This window comes from Streptomyces sp. NPDC053474, from assembly GCF_044544845.1.
Lineage (GTDB): Bacteria > Actinomycetota > Actinomycetes > Streptomycetales > Streptomycetaceae > Streptomyces.
Map to the genome: position 1 here is coordinate 456,221 of NZ_JBITXV010000006.1, position 13,879 is coordinate 470,099.

The window sequence follows — 13,879 nt, forward strand, 5'->3', positions numbered from 1 at the left end:
TGGCGCTCAGCGAGCATCACCGCGATGAACAGCGAACTTCTCTCCACCCCCCGCCGCGTGCGCTTTGTCGAGCTCAGCGTGGTGGCGCTGCGGGCGCTTGCCGACGGGGACCTCGCAGGGGGCAGCGCCGAGGCCGGGGTCGCCCTCGACGCGCACTTCGTCGGCGACCGGGCCCGGTCGATCTTCGCCTATCGCGCGGACCAGGTCGCCCGCGACCCGTCGGCCGCGCCGTGGATCACGCGGGCCGCGGTGTCCGAGCCGGACGGCACCGTCGTCGGCGACGCCGGGTTCCACGGGCCCCCGGACGCGGCCGGTGTGGTCGAGGTCGGCTACACCGTCGTGCCGGGGCACCGACGCCGGGGCTACGCCCGCGCCATGCTGAAGGCGCTGCTCGTCAGGGCCGCCGCCGAACCCGGTGTCAGGACCGTGCGGGCCACCATCAGGTCCGACAACAGCGCGTCCCTGGCCACCATCGCGGGCTTCGGCTTCACCCGTGTCGGCGAGCGGGACGACGGACACGGCGGGCTCGTGCTCGTCTTCGAGGTCCCGGCGGACGCGGTCCGGGCCGCGTAGCCGCACGACCTCGGCGCCGTCGCTTCACCTGGGCAGCGCGGCCAGCCAGTCGGTCAGGATCTCGTTGACCTCGGTGGGGCGTTCCTGCTGGATCCAGTGGCCGCAGCCGTCGATGAGGTGGGAGGCGACCAGGCCCGGGAGCGTGACCGGGTAGGCGTCGATCGCGTCGGCCAGCCAGGTCGTGGAGGCGTCCAGGGCGCCGCCGACGAACAGCGAGGGCTGGGGTATGGGCGCGCCCTCGAACGCGCTGAGGTCCTCCCAGTCGCGGTCCATGTTCCGGTAGCGGTTGAGCGCGCCGGTCAGGCCGGTGCGTTCGAACTCCGCGGCGTAGAAGTCGAGGTCGCGCCCGGTGAGCCAGCCGGGCAGGGGGCCGGTGGGGAACCGGTCGCGCAGGGTCCCGCCCTTGCTGACGAAGTGCGGGTCCGGGGCGTCGGCCGGGGGCATGGTGTCGGCGGACAGCGCCGCGTAGAAGCCCGCGAGCCAGCCGCGTACGTCGGGTTCGATCTCGGCTTCGGCGCGGCCGGGCTCCTGGAAGTACGAGACGTAGAACTCCTCGTCCCCGCCCATCTGGGCGAAGACGCTGCTCGGGCGGGGGCCGCCGGGCGGGGTGTAGGGAACGCTCAGGAGTCCCACCGCGCGGAAGACCTCCGGCCTGAGCAGGGCGGAGTGCGCGGCGATGGTCGCACCCCAGTCGTGGCCGACGACCACGGCCGACTCCTCGCCCAGGGCGCGGACCACCGCGACGTTGTCCTCGACGAGGTCGAGCATCCGGTACGCGTGCGGCGCGGCGGGCTTGGCGGAGCGGCCGTAGCCGCGGACGTCCAGGGCGACGGCTCGGTAGCCCGCCGCCGCGAGGGCGGGCAGCTGGTGGCGCCAGGAGTACCAGGACTCGGGGAAGCCGTGGACGAGCAGCACCAGCGGCCCGGTTCCCTGCTCGACGACGTGCATCCGGCCTGCCGGTGCGGAAACCGACCGGTGCGTGAACTGCGGACTGGGCTGCGTCATGCGTTCCCTCCAGTTCCGGCCGCCGAGGGCGGGTCGGATCGTGGTGTCACGGTGGTTCGTACCGATCATGAGCGAGGTGCCGCTGGCGGGACGAACTTGTTTGCCGGTTCGGCAAATCGGGCCCGGCGCTCATCAGTTGGTGTGCAGGGCGGGGACGATGCGCCAGTCCCGTTGGAAGACGAGGTTGTGCAGGTCGGCGGCGATGATGGCGCGGAAGGTGGGGAGGAGTTCGGCAGCCTGGGCGGGGGTGAAGACGTTGAGGGGCCACTCGGCGACGGTGGCGCCGCGCAGGTGGGGGTGGTGGAAGCCCGCGTCGTAGTGGGCGTGGAGGGCGAGGGCGGGAAGGTCGGCGCGGACTTGCTCGGGCCAGGTCAGGCGCCAGGTGGCGTAGCTGCCGCCGTGCCGGTCGCGGCGCAGGCCGGTGGCGTGGAGGGTGCCGGTGCCGAGCAGCAGATGGGTGTCGTACTCGGTGAGGGCCTGGCGGGCGGGGCCGTCGAGCAGGTCGGTCGTGGTGGCGAAGACGGCTTCCTTGGCGGGGCGTTCGGTGCGCCCGGCGTGGGTGCCGTCGCGCAGGTCGGTGAAGTGGCGGACGAGGGCCTCGATGGGGGCGGGCGGTGCGGTCATGGTGGGGCGTCCGTTCCGGGAGAGTCGGTCAGGGGAGGCGGCGCAGGGCGTCGGCCAGGTGGGGCAGGAGGCGGCTTCGCGGGCGGAGGAGGTCGGCGTGCGCGGTGTCGGGCGCGTGGATGAGGCGGGCGGGGACGCTCGCTGCCCGCAGGAGGTCGGCGTAGGCGAGGACGTCGTCGGCGACGGGGTCCAGGGCGCCGACGGCGAGCACCGCGGGGGCAAGACCCCGTAGGTCGGGGGCGTCGAGCGGCGTGCTGTGCAGGGCCGTGCCGTCGGGCGCGACAGCCGTGGCGGGCCCGGTGCCGCGCCAGGTGCGCCAGGCCCGGCGCAGCGCGGCGGGTTGGGGGAAGGCGGCGGGGTCCCGCAGGTGACTGGGCGTGGCGCAGTCCGGGTCGAGGGGTGGGTAGGCCAACAGCTGGGCGTCCAGGCGGCGGCCGCGGTCGCGTCGCGCGAGGGCGGCGCCCGCGGCCAGGGTGGCACCCGCGCTGTCCCCGCCGACCGCGACGCGGGCATCGGTCTGCTCGGCCGCCCAGTCCAGTACGGCGAGGACGTCTTCGAGCGCGGCCGGGTGGCGGTGCGCGGGGGCGAGCCGGTAGTCGACGCTCACCACGTTCCAGCCGCTCAGGGCGGCGAGGCGGTGGGTGACCGGGTGCCAGTCGGCGGCGGAGCCGTACTGCCAGCTCCCGCCGTGCGCCCAGACGAGCCAGCCGCCGGGGCGGCCCCCGGGCTCGTACACGCGGACGGGGACGGGGTGCGGCGCCGGGACGGTCCGGTGCCGCCAGGCGAGGTCGCCCGCGCGGACTGCGCTACTCGTGATCATGCGGAGGGTCCTCTCGGCATCCGTGCGTGTCCATGTATGCCCATGTATGTCTGGTCGTGTGCGGGTCACAGCTGGCGGAGGGCCCCGCCGTCGACGCTCCACTCGGCGCCGGTGACCTGGGCGGCGCGCGGCGAGAGGAGGTAGGCGATCAGATCGGCGACCTGCTCGGGGGCGCCGATGCGGCCGGTGGGCAGGCGGCGCTCGTGGCGGATGAAGTGGTCGACGGCCTGGTCCGCGGGCAGGGAGAAGCGGTCGGCGAGCTGTTCGGCGAAGCCGCCGGGGGCGTCGAAGAGGGCGGTGCGGGTGGGGCCGGGCGAGACGACGTTGGAGCGGACGCCGCAGGCGCCGAGGCTCGTGGCGAGGGACTTGGAGACGGAGAGCAGGGCGGCCTTGGAGGCGGCGTAGTCGGCGATGGTGGCGTCGGGCAGCCGGGCGGCCTCGCTGGCGACGTGCACGACGCTCGCGCCGCGCGGGTTGTCCTGGAGCAGGGGCAGCGCGGCGCGGGTGAGGCGGACGGCGGCGTGCAGGTTGAGTTCGAAGGTGGTGTGCCACTGGTCGTCGTCGATGGCGGCGAAGGACGGCTGGGAGACCAGGGCGGCGGCGTTGTTGACCAGGCCGTCCAGGCGGCCGTGGGCGGAGCGTGCGTGCTCGACGATCCGCTCGGCGGCCGCCGGGTCTGTGAGGTCGGCGGCGAGGAAGTCGGCTTTCGCGGGCACGGCGGCGGTGCCGGTGGTGCCGCGGGCCACGGCGATGACGTGGGCGCCCTCTTCGGCGAGCAGGCGGGCGGTGGCGTGGCCGATGCCGCTGGTGGCGCCGGTGACGACGATGACCTTGTCGGTGAGCTGGAGGTCCATGAACTGCTCCTTCGGTGAGTGGATGTGGAGGTGGGTGTGGGGGCCCTCGGGCCGCCACGCCGCTCTGCGCGCGCGGGGGCCGTACCGGGTGCCCGCCGCCGGGTGATACGTGCCCGCCGTGCCGCCAGGCGTTCCGCGCTTGCGGCCCGGCCCCGCGCCGAGAGGCGCGGGCCTCAGGCCCGCACGCCCCCGGCCCCGCGCCGCGGCCGGAGGAACACCGCCGCGAACACGACTCCGAGGAGCACGAGAGCGGCGTTGACGGCGATGGCGACCGTGACGCCGTGGTGGACGGCGGAGGCGGTGGCCGCGCCCGTGGTGGTGGCGGTGACGACCGCGGACATGATCGGGGTGCCCATGGTGATGCCGACCTGCTGGGACATCGAGGCGAGACCGGTGGCGAGGCCCTGTTCGGCGTCCGGGAGCCCGCTGGTGGCGGTCACCATGAAGCCGACGATGACGAGCATGTTGCCGATGCCGCCGAAGAAGGTGGCGGGCAGCAGCAGGGCGAGGGACGCCCCCGTCGTCGTCCCGAGGAAGAGGAGCGCGGCGGTGAACACCGTCTGGACGACACCGCCCGCCACCAGGGCCGTCAGGGTCGAGCGGCGCGCGATCACCTTGGGCGCGAGGAGCCCGCCGACGACGGTGCCCGCGCCCAGGACGCCGAAGGTGACACCGGCGGCGAGCGGGGTGAAGCCGAGGGTCTTCTGGAGGTAGAGGGTGAGGAGGTAGACCAGCGAGGTCTCGGTGACGAAGGCGAGCAGACCGAGGACGTTGCCCCAGGCGACGGTGCGGCGGCCCAGCGTCTGGAGCGGGACGAGCGGCTCGGCGACCTTGCGCTCGACGGCGAAGAACGCGGCGAGCAGGGCGGCGCCCACGGCGAGGCCGGTCAGGGCGTGGGCGTCGGTCCAGCCGTGTTCGCCCGCCTGGGTCAGGCCGTAGACGAGGGCGAGCAGGCCGAGGGTGACGGTGAGGGCGCCGGGCAGGTCGAGCTTCGGCCGGACCGCGGGCTTGGACTCCTTGATGACGGCGGGGGCGATCACGATCACGGCCAGGGCGACGGGCACGTTGATGAAGAAGGCCCAGCGCCAGGAGAGCAGGTCGGTCAGGACGCCGCCGAGGATCGCGCCGGTGGTGAACCCGGCGGACATCAGGGCGCCGTTGATGCCCAGCGCCTTCTGCCGCAGGGGCCCTTCGGGGAAGGAGGTGGTGAGCAGCGAGAGCCCGGCCGGGGTGGCGGCGGCCGTGGCGAGACCCTGGGCGACGCGGGCGGCGAGCAGCACCTCCGGGCTCGTGGCAAGGCCGCCGACGAGCGAGGCGAGGCCCAGCAGGGCCAGGCTGCCGATGAAGATCTTCTTCCGGCCGATCAGGTCGCCGATGCGGCCGAAGAAGAGGGTGAAGCCCGCCGCGCTCAGGGCGAAGGTGGTGGCGATCCACTGCAGGTTGGAGAGCGAGAAGCCGAGGCCGTCGCCGATGGCGGGCAGGGCCACGTTCAGGATCGAGAAGTCGACGGCCAGCATGAACTGGGCGACCAGCAGCACGGCCAGGGTCAGCTTCAACTCGCCGGTGAGCCGCTGGGGTTGAGGCGCGGGCTGGTGCGCGGGCGCGGTGGTGTCGGCGCGGCGCGGCGCCGGGCGCGCCGCGAGCTTCGGTGCGGACATGGGAGGGCTTCCTTTCGGCTTCACCGCGACAGCGCGGGAAGTCTTCCTTTCGGCTTCACCGCGGCGGTGCGGGAAGTGCCTGCCCGGCGGCGAGCGCGCCGGGGCAGGGCGGGGGATCCCGGAGCGATCCGCCCTAATGGGTCTGTCGTTCCGTTACGGCTGAGAAGTTAGCACGCCGAATGCGGTAAGGGAACTGGAGTCCCGATACGATGGGGCGCACGCCGTGAAGCACTGCTCGACACCCTTAGGAGGGGACCCATGCCCGACGCCCCGGCCCCCGGCACCGTCCGGCCGGGCGGACGCACCGCCCGCGTACGCGAGGCCGTCCTGCGGGCGGCCGGTGACGCGCTGGCCGCCGACGGGTTCGACGCGCTCGACCTCGCCGAGATCGCGCACCGCGCGGGCGTCGGCAAGACCACGGTCTACCGCCGCTGGGGCACCCCCGGCGCGCTCGCCGCCGACCTGCTGGCCGACATGGCCGAGCAGTCGCTGCGGCGCGCCGACACCGGCAGCCTGGACGGGGACCTCGGGGCGAACGCCCGGCTCGTCGTGAAGACCCTCACCGACCCCCGGCAGGGCCGCCTGTTCACGGCGTTGATCGCCGCGTCCCTCTGCGACGAGCAGGCCGCGCAGGCCCTGCACCGCTTCTACGAGGTACGCGTCGAGGAGTGGTCCGGCTGCGTCCGCGACGCGATCGCGCGCGGCGAACTCCCCACCGGCACCGACCCGCACGCCGTCGTCGCCGCCGTCTCGGCACCGCTGTACTACGCCCTGCTCAACCAGGGCCGCGCCCTGACCGAGGCCGACGCGGACGCGGCCGCGCGGGCGGCGGCCACCGCGGCGCGGGCGGGGGTCTGGGCCCCGTCGCCGGAGTGACGACGGGGCCGGGTACGGCGTACGGCTAACGGCCCGTCAGCCAGTCGATCAGCGAGCGGACGGCAGCGGACAGGACCGCCCCCGCCACCAGACGGACGACGGGCTTCGACGCGCGTTCGCTGCGGGGTGTGTGGGGCATGGTGTCCTCCGGTGCTCCGTGGGCGAAGAGGGGCCTGTTCCGGCCCGCCGACGGCTACGCTCGCAAGGGGCCCCGACGGGGGTCCCGGTTCTGGAACGGACCCGAACGGCCCGGCCGTATCCCCTGGTGGACGCCAGGCGCGGAACGCGGAAGGCCGAACGATCCCGAAGGACCCGGACCGGTGCGTACGCGCGGTGGCGGTGAGGAGTGCATCCGGCCGATGGTGGTGACGCCTCAGGAGAGGTTCGCCGACTGGCTCGTCCAGCTGCGCGTGGCGGTCGGGAACCCGAGCTACGGCGACCTGGTGACGCACAACGCGACCGCCGCGCCCGGCCGGCTGCGCGGACAGCTCAACCGCGCGGGCCTGAGCGCTCTGCTGAACGCCACCTTCGTACGCCCGCCGAGGTGGGAGGTCATCGAGGCGTTCGTCGACGCCTGCCGCGCGGCCGCCGTCGAACGGTACGGCGACCTCACGCCGGAGGCCGCGCCGCAGCTGCGCCGGTCCCTGTGGCGCGAACGGCACGCCGATCTCGTGCGGGCCGTCGGCCCCCGGCGCCCCCGCGCCGCCGCCGCGCCCCAGGAGCCCGCCGCCAAGGAAGCGGACCCGGGCGGCCCAGGGCCTGTGCCGGAAAGCGTCCACGACCGCTACGGCGCCACCCGCAGCGCCTTCGAGAGCTACCACTCCGTCGTCCTCGACCGCGAGGAGGACCTGGCGCGGCTGCTCGCGGCCCTCCAGGGGCCGGGCGCGTACCACGTCATCGAGGCCCCCGCGTTCGCAGGGAAGACGGCCTTCACCGTCGAGCTGTACCGCCGTCTGCGCGCGCAGGGCTGCCCCACCGCCGTGTTCTACGTCGTGGACCGCTACGCGCACCGGTCGCAGGACTTCCTGGAAGCGGCCATCGGGCAGCTCCTGACCGCCCTGCGCTCGCGGGAACCCCTCGCGCAGCCCGAGGAGCGGCCCGCCCAGTTCGCCCGTCTGTGGACGGGCTTCGCCGCCCTCGGCACGGCCGGGCGTCCGGCGGTGCTCCTGGTGGACGGCCTCGACGAGCAGCTCACCGCGGACGGCGTCAGCCCGCTGCTGCCCGTGCACGTCCACGGCCACGCCCACGTCGTCGTCGCGACCCGGAACCTGCCCGACTTCCGCGCGGCGGTGCCCCGCCACCACGCCCTGGCGGCTACCCCGGTGCACATCGTCCCGCTCAAGACCAGCCCGCACGCCGAGTCCAGGCACGACGACGCGAAGCGGCACCTTGAGCACTGGCTGTCCTCGGCGGAGCCGCTGCCGGAGCGCATCGCCACGCTGCTGCGGGTCGCGGCCGCGCCCCTGACGCGGCACGACCTCGCCGATCTGCTGGACATCGGAGTCGGCCGCGTCGCCCGGCACCTGCACGGCATCGAGCGCTGTCTGCTGCCGCTGGCCCTGGAGTGCGGCGGGACCGGCTACCAGTGGGCGCACGCCACGTACGGCGAGTTCGTCGACGACTGGGTGGGCACAGCGCGCTGCGCGCAGGAGGTCCACCAGGTCATCGCGTGGGCGGACCGGTACGCGGACGACGGCTGGCCCGGGGCGACACCGCCCTTCCTGCTGCACGGCCTCCACCACTTCGTCCGCGCGCACCGCGAACTCGTGGGCGGCACGCGCCTGGTGGACCTGGTGAACACCGCGCGCCGCCGACGCCTCCTCGCCGCGTACGGCCACGAAGCGACGTTCCTGGAGACCATCGCGTTCGCGCGCGAAGCACTGCGCGCGCCGGACGGGCCCGCGTCCGACCGCGACCTGGAACTCCAGTTCAGACTCGACCTGCACCATCTGACGGCCACCGCGAGCACGGCCGGTCTGCCCTCGGGGCTGCTCGGGCTCCTCGTGCGCTCCGGGCAGGCGCGGCAGGCGGAGGGCATCGCCCTGTGCGTCGAGGAGACCCATCGCGCGGAGGCGCTCGCTGAGGTGGCCGAGGCGCGTCTCGACACCGGGGCCGCCGAGCGGGCGCGGGAACTCGCCGACCGGGCCTGGGCGTTCGCCCCGGCCCGCGGCGATGCGTACTGGCAGCTCGTCGCCCTCGGCGCCTGCGCGCGTGCCGCGCGCGGGACCGGAGCGGGGATCCTGCCGTTCGCACCCGGTGACTGGCTCGAAGGCGCCGACCAACGGGTGCGCTGCGCCTGTGCGCAGTACCTCCTGGAGGCCGGTGAGCCGGAGGCGGCCCGCTCGGTCCTCGTGGAACTCCTCGCGCACGCGCCCGCGTACGGCCCGTTCTATGCGTGGGTGCTCGCCGACGCGGCCGCGGCGCTGAGCCGCCTGGGTGACCTGGACGCCGCCGTGGACCTGGCACGGAGAGCCAGTTCGCGGCAGCGCGGCGACTTCCTGCTGGGGAGCAACGGAACCGTGCGGGTCGGCCAGGTCGTCGGTGACCTGGTGCGCGCCGCGCGTGTCGAGGACGCGTGTGCCCTCGCCTCCATGGCCACGAGCGACGCGGACTACCTGCGCGCCGGGCTCCACGCCGCGCTGGCCGAGGCCCTCGCCGCGGCGGGCCACCGCGCGCGGGCCGCCGCCGTGCTGGAGCGGGAGCTGAGCCGGGCCGCGGCGCTGCGGCACGAGTCGATGCGCTTCGTCTCCCTGGCCTATCTGCGGGCTGCGCAGGCGAAGTGCGGCGACGGGGACGTACCGGCCATGCGCCGCCTCGTCCGGAGCGCCGACGCCGTCGCATTCCCGGACCGGTACGTCAGCCTGGGCCTGACGAAGTTGGGCGAGGGCCTGCTGGCGGCCGGTGACCGCGACGGCGCGGTCCGGGCGGCGCGGCACGCCCTCGCCTTCAGCGGGCGCTCCAGCCACCCTTTCACCGACGACCTCATGCACCAGGTGGTCGAGGCGTCGATCGAGGTGGGCGACCGGGCGGGGGCGCGCCGCGTGGCCGAGGCCAATCCCAACCTCGCCTGGCGCGGCCGCTCCGTCCGGGCGGTCGAGATCGCGGAGGCGGCCGCCGGACACCTGGCCGCGGCCGACGGGTGCGCGACCTGGGACGCGGAGCACCGCGCCGAGCTGGCCCTGGCGTGGGCAAACACCGGGAGGACCGCCGCGGCGCGGGACCTCGCGCACGGCGTCATCGACGAGTGGAACGGGCGGCACCGACCGGCAGGACAGCCCGACGGGACGCTGTGGGCCGCCGTCCTGCGCGCGGTGGAGGCGCTCCACCGCAGCGACGGCGCCGCCCACTGCACGACCACGCTGGCCCGGCTGCGGCCCGTCGCCCGCCGCGCCGAGTCACTCGCGAAGCTGTCGGCGTGCTGCCGTACGACGCGGGCGGAGGCGGCCGACGCGTTGCTCGACAAGGCCGTCGGCCTGGCCCTCCGCCTGCGGGACGACCTCCAGTGCCTGGCCGCGCTCGGCGCGGTGGTGGGTGCCGCCGGGCCCCTGCGGGGCCACCCGGCGGCCGCCGACCGGGCGATCGCCGCCTTCCTGCGCAGGGCCGCGCAGGTGACGGACGGGGCCGCCGCGGGGCTGCACGCGGCGATGGCGGTCGCGCTGAGCCGCGCCGGTCTGGACGAGGAAGCGCGCGGGTTCGCGGGCGAGGCCTACGAGTTCGCGCGGAGCGTCGGTGCCGAGCGGGACGTCAGCGCCGGTGCCGATCGGGACGTCGAGGACGCGTACCGCGTCGGCGAGGCCCTGACCCGGGTGGGCATGAACGACCACGCGCTGCGCCTCGCCGAGGACCTCGGCCTGCCCTTCGCGCTGCCCGACATCGTGCAGAGCTATGCCGCGGCGGGCGACACGGCGACCGCGGGGCGCGTGGCGGAGAAGGCCGTTGCGGCGTGGGCGGAGGTGGGCCGCGGCGACGCCTTCACGACGGAGATGTTCCTCGGGCCGCTGCTCCGGGCCGGGCGCGTGGACCTGGCCGAGCCCATGCTCCGGGCGTCCTTGGCCGAGAGCCTCGACTTCGGTGGCGTCGCCCGCGCCTACTTCACCGGCATGGTGGCGCAGGGCCTCGCGGGCACCGCCCTGTCCCAGGCGCGCGGCCTGGAGTCGCGCTACTGGAAGGCCGCGGCCCTCGTCGCCTGGGGCACCGCGGCCGCCTGGCCCCTCGACGTGCGCCGCCGCCACGTACGCCTGCTGCGGGAGCACGTCGTCGAGGGGCCGTGGGGCGGTGGCACCGACCTGTAGGCCTCAGCGCGGTGTGTGCGGGAAGACGACCTCGGGGTTGGCCGCGCTCGGCCCGTCGAACAGGCGCGTGTGCCGGTGGCGCAGCCACGCGTCGAAGAACGCCCTCGTGTAGTCCCGCGTGATCTCCGCGGCCCGCCTGCCCGGCAGGCCCTCGGGGTCGTCCTCGCCCAACTGCCCGGCCAGCGGCGCCAGATCGGTGAACGCGAAGTGGTCCGCGCCGGACAGGGTGAGCCACCGCTTCCAGCCGTCGAGGCGCTTCCAGATCACGTCCCAACTGCCGTCCTCGCCGCCGGGGCTGTGGTCGGCCTCGGTGCCCATCATCAGGAAGGGGCGGCCGGACAGGCCGGACTCCTCACCGCTGTCGACGAAGGGGCCGTCCATGTTCACTCCGGCCCGTACGCGGGGGTCGCGCGCCATGGTGGCCGCGGCCGCGGCACCGCCCAGGGAGTGCCCGCCGAGGGCGACCCTGCCCTTGTCCACGAGGTCCGCGTGCTTCCACGGCGAGGTCTTCCCGATCAACCGGTCCAGGACGAAGCGCAGGTCCTTGGCGCGCCCCTCCGCGGCGGGCCGGAAGGTGGTGGGGCCGATCCTCCCGCACGCCGCGCACGGCAGGACGCCCTTGCCGGGGAAGGTGACCCCCGCGGCCTCGTAGGCGTGGTCGACCACCGCGACGACGTAACCGCGGCTGGTCAGGTCCTCGGCCAGGCCGGTGAGGACGGCACCCGGCGTCCTGAAGCCCGGTGAGAGGACGACCAGCGGGTACGTCCCGGACCTGGCCCTGGCGCCCGCGAACACATGGGTGCGGGTGGTGCTCAGGACCTCGGCGGGGAGCTCCACCTTCATCTCCTTCAGAAAGGCCCGGGCGCCCTCGGTGCTCATGTACGGGGCCGGTGTGCCGGTGGCCTTCCGCGCCGGGTAGTACAGCGACACCATCAGCTCACGGGCGCCCGCCTCGGGCACCCACGGGTCGCGGCGGGCCTTGTCGACGAGGTGCAGCGCGTCCCGGCCCACCGCGTACGCACCGGTGGGAGCGGGAAGCGCGAGCCGCGTGTCCCGCTTCCCGCCCCGGTCGGCCGGTCCGGACGCCGCGACCGCGGTTCCGGAGCCACAGGCGGTCAGCGCCACCGCACCGGCCAGCAGGACGGCAACGGCTCCACGACGACGTGTGGACATGTCCACGACCCTTCTCTCGGCGGCCGCGCACAGGCGTGTCGGCCTCGGTGCAACCACCGTAGGAACGTCGGGTCCGCAGGGAATCACGCCGCGGAGCCACCCCGCGAAGTAGCCCTGGAGAGCCAGGCCGTGGCCCGGCGAAAACCAGGTGCGGACCGCCCGGGCGGCGGGATGTGATGAGGAGCATGACGATCGTGATGGCGAAGCCGGAGCCCGACGGACTCGGCGGGGCTGCGGACGCGCTGCGGGAGTGGCAGGCCGAGGGAGCGCCGACGCAGCTCCACCCGGGGGACCTCGGCTGGTACCGGCGCACGGGTGCACAGACGACGGCCGCGGCCGTCCGGACGTGGAGCCGCGACGGACGGATCCTCGCCGTCGGGCTGCTCGACGGCCCCCGCCTGCTGCGGCTGACGACCGCGCCCGACGCCCTGCGGGACGCGGAACTGGCACGGCGGATGGCCGAGGACGCGAGCGCGCCGGAGCGCGGCGTGCTGCCCGCGGGCCGGGTGAGCGTCGAGGCGCCGCCGGGCGCCCTGGTCGACGACCTGCTGGGCGAGATCGGCTGGCCGACCGACGAGCCGTGGACGCCGCTCCGCCGCGACCTGACCCGGCCGGTCGAGGACCCCGGCGTACGCGTCGAGGAGATCGGCCCGGAGCGGGCGCACCTGCGGGCCGCCCTGCACCGGGCCGCGTTCGACGGGTCGACGTTCACGGCCGAGCACTGGCACGCGATGGCGGCCGGGTCGGCGTACGGCGCCGCCCGGTGCCTGGTCGCGTACGACGACCGGGGCGAGGCGGTGGCGGCGGTGACGGTGTGGTCGGCGGGCCCCGGCAGGCCGGGGCTGCTGGAGCCGCTGGGCGTGCACCGGGACCACCGCGGGCGCGGCCACGGGAAGGCGATCAGCGTCGCCGCGGCGGCCGCGCTCCAGAGGCTCGGCTCGTCGAGCGCGGTCGTCTGCACCCCGAGCTCCAACACCGGGGCCGTCGCCACCTACGCGTCGGCCGGGTACCGGCGCCTGCCGGAGGTCCGGGACCGGTACCGGGACGCCTAGGCCGGGCGGGCCCGCGACCCACCCCACGGGCCGAGCAGGCCTCCCACCCCTACAGGAGGTACAACCCGCCCCCCTACCGGAGGTACAGCGCCGCCAACACCACCGCCAGGACTCCCGCGAGCACCGCGATCAGCGCCGACGACGTCAGCACATAGGCTCCGCCCACGCCCATCGCCGTGCCGTTGACGAGCTTCACGACCTCGGCGGGGGAGGGGCGGCGGGAGCGCCGGTCCGCGTTGTCGTCCTCGTGCCGTGTACGGGTCTTCCACTTCATGAGTGCCCTGCCTCCTTCACGCTTGTCACAAGGGGGCGATGTCGAGCCGTCGGCGTGCAACTCCCGCCGCGCGGAGGAAACGTGACGCCTTCCTTGCACGCGAACGGCCTCCGGAGGGACCTATAGGGAGACCGACCCGAGGAGGTGGCCGCGTGAGCCCTCTAGGTGTCCACGGGGCCGTCCCCCCGGAGTTCTCCGAGTTCTTCCGAGCGGAATACCCCCGCCTCGTCCGCGGCCTGGCCGCGACCGGGGCCACCGTGGAGGAGGCCAAGGACGTCGCGCAGGAGGCCATGCTCGAACTCGCGGGCATATGGCCGAACTGCCGCCGCCCGTACGGCTGGGTCCGCAAGGTGGCCTGGCACAAGTACCTGAAGATCGCGGAACGCGACCGCAAACGGACCAACGGCGAGTGGCAGGCCTGCCTGCACCCCCCGGCCGTCCACGACTACGACGACCCGGACGAGAAGGAATGGGTGCGGCAGCGGCTGCTCGAACTGCCCCCGCGGCAGCGGGCCGTGGTGGCCCTCTACGTGGACGGCTACTCCACGGACGAGATCGGCGCGCTGCTCAAGAGGGAAGTGAGCACGGTACGCAGCCACTTGAGGCACGCCCGGACCGCGCTGCGGCGCAGCATCGAGGGCGACCGGCCGGACGGCGGACCGTGACCGCCGTGCCCAT

The 13,879-nt window shown here is 74.9% G+C and carries 12 protein-coding genes; 5 read left to right on the forward strand and 7 right to left on the reverse strand.

The features are described from left to right. Positions 1 to 24: 24 nt before the first annotated feature. The gene (locus ACIG3E_RS17415; protein ID WP_399616612.1) at positions 25 to 573 is read left to right on the forward strand and encodes a GNAT family N-acetyltransferase; all 549 of its coding nucleotides are present in this window, start codon (positions 25 to 27) and stop codon (positions 571 to 573) included. 24 nt (positions 574 to 597) lie between these two features. Here ACIG3E_RS17415 and ACIG3E_RS17420 read toward each other — a convergent pair whose 3' ends face one another. The 5 genes from ACIG3E_RS17420 to ACIG3E_RS17440 form a co-directional block, all read right to left on the reverse strand. After that, positions 598 to 1,578 carry an alpha/beta fold hydrolase gene (locus ACIG3E_RS17420; RefSeq protein ID WP_399616615.1) on the reverse strand — a complete coding sequence of 327 codons (981 nt, stop codon included), beginning with the start codon at positions 1,576 to 1,578 and terminating at the stop codon, positions 598 to 600. Between the two features lie 132 nt (positions 1,579 to 1,710). Further along, on the reverse strand, positions 1,711 to 2,202 hold the full coding sequence (locus ACIG3E_RS17425; protein WP_399616618.1) for a hypothetical protein: 492 nt from the start codon (positions 2,200 to 2,202) through the stop codon (positions 1,711 to 1,713). A gap of 28 nt (positions 2,203 to 2,230) precedes the next feature. After that, entirely contained in the window at positions 2,231 to 3,022 is a 792-nt protein-coding gene (locus tag ACIG3E_RS17430) for an alpha/beta hydrolase fold domain-containing protein (protein WP_399616620.1), read from the reverse strand. A gap of 65 nt (positions 3,023 to 3,087) precedes the next feature. After that, complete coding sequence (locus ACIG3E_RS17435) at positions 3,088 to 3,876, reverse strand: SDR family NAD(P)-dependent oxidoreductase (RefSeq protein ID WP_399616623.1); 789 nt, start codon at positions 3,874 to 3,876, stop codon at positions 3,088 to 3,090. 173 nt (positions 3,877 to 4,049) lie between these two features. Further along, positions 4,050 to 5,534 carry an MFS transporter gene (locus ACIG3E_RS17440; RefSeq protein ID WP_399616625.1) on the reverse strand — a complete coding sequence of 495 codons (1,485 nt, stop codon included), beginning with the start codon at positions 5,532 to 5,534 and terminating at the stop codon, positions 4,050 to 4,052. A 258-nt stretch (positions 5,535 to 5,792) separates the two neighbouring features. Here ACIG3E_RS17440 and ACIG3E_RS17445 point away from each other — a divergent pair, with 258 nt between their 5' ends. Both ACIG3E_RS17445 and ACIG3E_RS17450 read left to right on the forward strand, forming a co-directional pair. Beyond that, positions 5,793 to 6,410, forward strand: a complete 618-nt coding sequence (locus ACIG3E_RS17445; protein WP_399616628.1) for a TetR-like C-terminal domain-containing protein — start codon at positions 5,793 to 5,795, stop codon at positions 6,408 to 6,410. A gap of 320 nt (positions 6,411 to 6,730) precedes the next feature. Beyond that, positions 6,731 to 10,702, forward strand: a complete 3,972-nt coding sequence (locus ACIG3E_RS17450; protein ID WP_399616631.1) for a hypothetical protein — start codon at positions 6,731 to 6,733, stop codon at positions 10,700 to 10,702. 3 nt (positions 10,703 to 10,705) lie between these two features. Here the strand turns inward: ACIG3E_RS17450 and ACIG3E_RS17455 are convergent, their stop codons facing one another. Further along, complete coding sequence (locus ACIG3E_RS17455; RefSeq protein WP_399616633.1) at positions 10,706 to 11,875, reverse strand: alpha/beta hydrolase; 1,170 nt, start codon at positions 11,873 to 11,875, stop codon at positions 10,706 to 10,708. A gap of 185 nt (positions 11,876 to 12,060) precedes the next feature. On the opposite strand from ACIG3E_RS17455, the gene ACIG3E_RS17460 reads away from it, so the two are divergent. Beyond that, positions 12,061 to 12,927, forward strand: coding sequence for a GNAT family N-acetyltransferase (locus ACIG3E_RS17460; protein WP_399616636.1), 867 nt, complete (start codon positions 12,061 to 12,063; stop codon positions 12,925 to 12,927). A 73-nt stretch (positions 12,928 to 13,000) separates the two neighbouring features. Here the strand turns inward: ACIG3E_RS17460 and ACIG3E_RS17465 are convergent, their stop codons facing one another. Next, a complete protein-coding gene (locus ACIG3E_RS17465) occupies positions 13,001 to 13,201 on the reverse strand; it encodes a hypothetical protein (RefSeq protein WP_399616638.1) in 201 nt (66 codons plus the stop codon). Positions 13,202 to 13,353: 152 nt separating this feature from the next. Between ACIG3E_RS17465 and ACIG3E_RS17470 the strand changes: the two genes are divergently transcribed. Beyond that, the gene (locus ACIG3E_RS17470) at positions 13,354 to 13,866 is read left to right on the forward strand and encodes an RNA polymerase sigma factor (protein WP_399616640.1); all 513 of its coding nucleotides are present in this window, start codon (positions 13,354 to 13,356) and stop codon (positions 13,864 to 13,866) included. Positions 13,867 to 13,879 lie beyond the last annotated feature (13 nt).

Bases quoted from the DNA above. Each gene is read 5' to 3' on its own strand.
- ACIG3E_RS17420 (WP_399616615.1), bottom strand. From the start codon at position 1,578: ATGACGCAGCCCAGTCCGCAGTTCACGCACCGGTCGGTTTCCGCACCG.
- ACIG3E_RS17465 (WP_399616638.1), bottom strand. From the start codon at position 13,201: ATGAAGTGGAAGACCCGTACACGGCACGAGGACGACAACGCGGACCGG.
- ACIG3E_RS17440 (WP_399616625.1), bottom strand. From the start codon at position 5,534: ATGTCCGCACCGAAGCTCGCGGCGCGCCCGGCGCCGCGCCGCGCCGAC.
- ACIG3E_RS17425 (WP_399616618.1), bottom strand. From the start codon at position 2,202: ATGACCGCACCGCCCGCCCCCATCGAGGCCCTCGTCCGCCACTTCACC.
- ACIG3E_RS17435 (WP_399616623.1), bottom strand. From the start codon at position 3,876: ATGGACCTCCAGCTCACCGACAAGGTCATCGTCGTCACCGGCGCCACC.
- ACIG3E_RS17455 (WP_399616633.1), bottom strand. From the start codon at position 11,875: ATGTCCACACGTCGTCGTGGAGCCGTTGCCGTCCTGCTGGCCGGTGCG.
- ACIG3E_RS17415 (WP_399616612.1), top strand. From the start codon at position 25: ATGAACAGCGAACTTCTCTCCACCCCCCGCCGCGTGCGCTTTGTCGAG.
- ACIG3E_RS17445 (WP_399616628.1), top strand. From the start codon at position 5,793: ATGCCCGACGCCCCGGCCCCCGGCACCGTCCGGCCGGGCGGACGCACC.
- ACIG3E_RS17430 (WP_399616620.1), bottom strand. From the start codon at position 3,022: ATGATCACGAGTAGCGCAGTCCGCGCGGGCGACCTCGCCTGGCGGCAC.
- ACIG3E_RS17460 (WP_399616636.1), top strand. From the start codon at position 12,061: ATGACGATCGTGATGGCGAAGCCGGAGCCCGACGGACTCGGCGGGGCT.